General features: G+C 51.0%; 3 protein-coding genes. 2 read left to right on the top strand and 1 reads right to left on the bottom strand.

What is annotated here, in order from left to right:
* Positions 1–203: 203 nt before the first annotated feature.
* Together Q31b_RS27715 and Q31b_RS27710 are read left to right on the top strand one after the other, a co-directional pair.
* Positions 204–740, top strand: coding sequence for a hypothetical protein (locus Q31b_RS27715; protein ID WP_146602922.1), 537 nt, complete (start codon positions 204–206; stop codon positions 738–740).
* Between the two features lie 98 nt (positions 741–838).
* Complete coding sequence (locus tag Q31b_RS27710) at positions 839–1,264, top strand: hypothetical protein (protein ID WP_146602921.1); 426 nt, start codon at positions 839–841, stop codon at positions 1,262–1,264.
* Positions 1,265–1,375: 111 nt separating this feature from the next.
* Here the strand turns inward: Q31b_RS27710 and Q31b_RS29290 are convergent.
* Positions 1,376–1,564, bottom strand: a 189-nt coding sequence (locus tag Q31b_RS29290; protein WP_231617903.1) for a hypothetical protein, incomplete at its 5' end; no start/stop codon positions are given.

The following is a 1,564-nucleotide window of genomic DNA, read 5'->3' as shown; positions in this document are numbered from 1 at the left end:
GCAGTTGTACTTTGCGGGAATGTGTCCGAACACCGACTTTATGTTAGAATCGTTTTAAGCGGATTGCCAACGTAAGCGGTCTGCACGACAAAGTTCAACGCACATTCTATCCGTGGACCAGGCGAAAAACGTCAACCATTGATCAAGACCTTTCCACGCCTGGTCCCCGGATAGAATGCAATTCGTTACCCGACTGAAAAATCTTGGCTGCAAATCCAAATGTTCCCTTGAATGTGCGATTCAATTTAACGCAATGTCTAGTCCTCGTGCTGGTTGTTGCGCTCGTGATGAGTCTGATCGTGACCCACCTTCATCACCAACGACAGGTCAGGACTCTTCGCGACGCGATCGACGACTCCAGGTCGACGTTGCGCACGATCGAGTATGGCGCAGCAAATCTTAGATTGCTTGAACTTAATCCTTATATTTGGGAAAACCCGAGTTGGATACGTTTACAAAAGCACGAACTTGCATTTTCTATTCTCGATCATTGGCGGTCCCAAAATGTGATTGACGACGTCGTTGGGGAACCTGGATATGCCATGGACTTTGCTGCAGACGCGCTGTCCTTCTTTGATTGCACATCTGCAGACGAATTTGTTGAACTCACGCGGAACGAACTATCTGTCTACCCGGACGATCCATTATCGCACGCTACCTTCGAACTATCGGATTCCGAACTCGTATCGCTTGACGCCTTCATCCGTGCTGCCACAACACCAGACCAGAACGGCGGGTAACCAACCGATGAACCGCAGTCGGCCACGACGGTTTGCGGTCATCTAGGCGTTTAATCTGGCCGACGCGGTTATCGTCAATGTTATCCGACTGAAGCTGCATGAAACAATACAGCATACGAACGTTGCTGCTCGCAACTGCGGTGGTCGCCGTATTGATTTCGGTCTACTCGATTAACAAAAACAACAAATTGTGGCGAAACACCAGATTCAATTGCGACTACGACGCGATCGTCACCCTTCCATCTGGCACCAAGTTCTGGACTAACACATGGACTACGACCGACATTGGCATTCCCACCGCCCACACTGGAACCGGCGTGTGGCTTGAGGGCCGTGAACTACTCTACTTCAACCAATCCCCCGGCATGAAGAGGTTCGCTACTCTGACCGTTGATGGTAAAACCACCAATGCGGTGGTGCTTAAATGGTCGATGACTTGTTACGCTTCGAAGGGCATGACCGAATACACTTGCACCGTTGTACCTGAAACCGAGATGCCTTCTGATGATGGTACAAGACCGTAGCGGATAACAACGCGATGAACCGCAGTCGGCCACGACGGTTTGCGGTCATCTAAGCGTCAATCTGGCCGACGCGGTTATCGTTGGCGTTGAACTTAATCGACTCACTCTGGTTCAGATCGTTGTCTCTATTGCTGGGGTGACTGCCCGCATCCCTGCGGGAAGAGGGTTGGCGTCCATGCCAACCAAGAACGGGATCGATGAGCTTCGCTCGCTGTTTTTTTGAAGGCATGCGATACACGCTGCGCTGGCTCGGTTCTCGTGATCGTCAGAACGAAATTGCTGGCTTGTTTTGCGAGCCAA

This window comes from Novipirellula aureliae (genome assembly GCF_007860185.1).
GTDB classification, from domain to species: domain Bacteria; phylum Planctomycetota; class Planctomycetia; order Pirellulales; family Pirellulaceae; genus Novipirellula_A; species Novipirellula_A aureliae.
This window is presented reverse-complemented; position numbering and strand designations above follow the sequence as displayed.

What these genes read in the sequence shown, in the direction of transcription:
- Q31b_RS27710 (WP_146602921.1), top strand. Translation starts at nt 839, where the DNA reads ATGAAACAATACAGCATACGAACGTTGCTGCTCGCAACTGCGGTGGTC.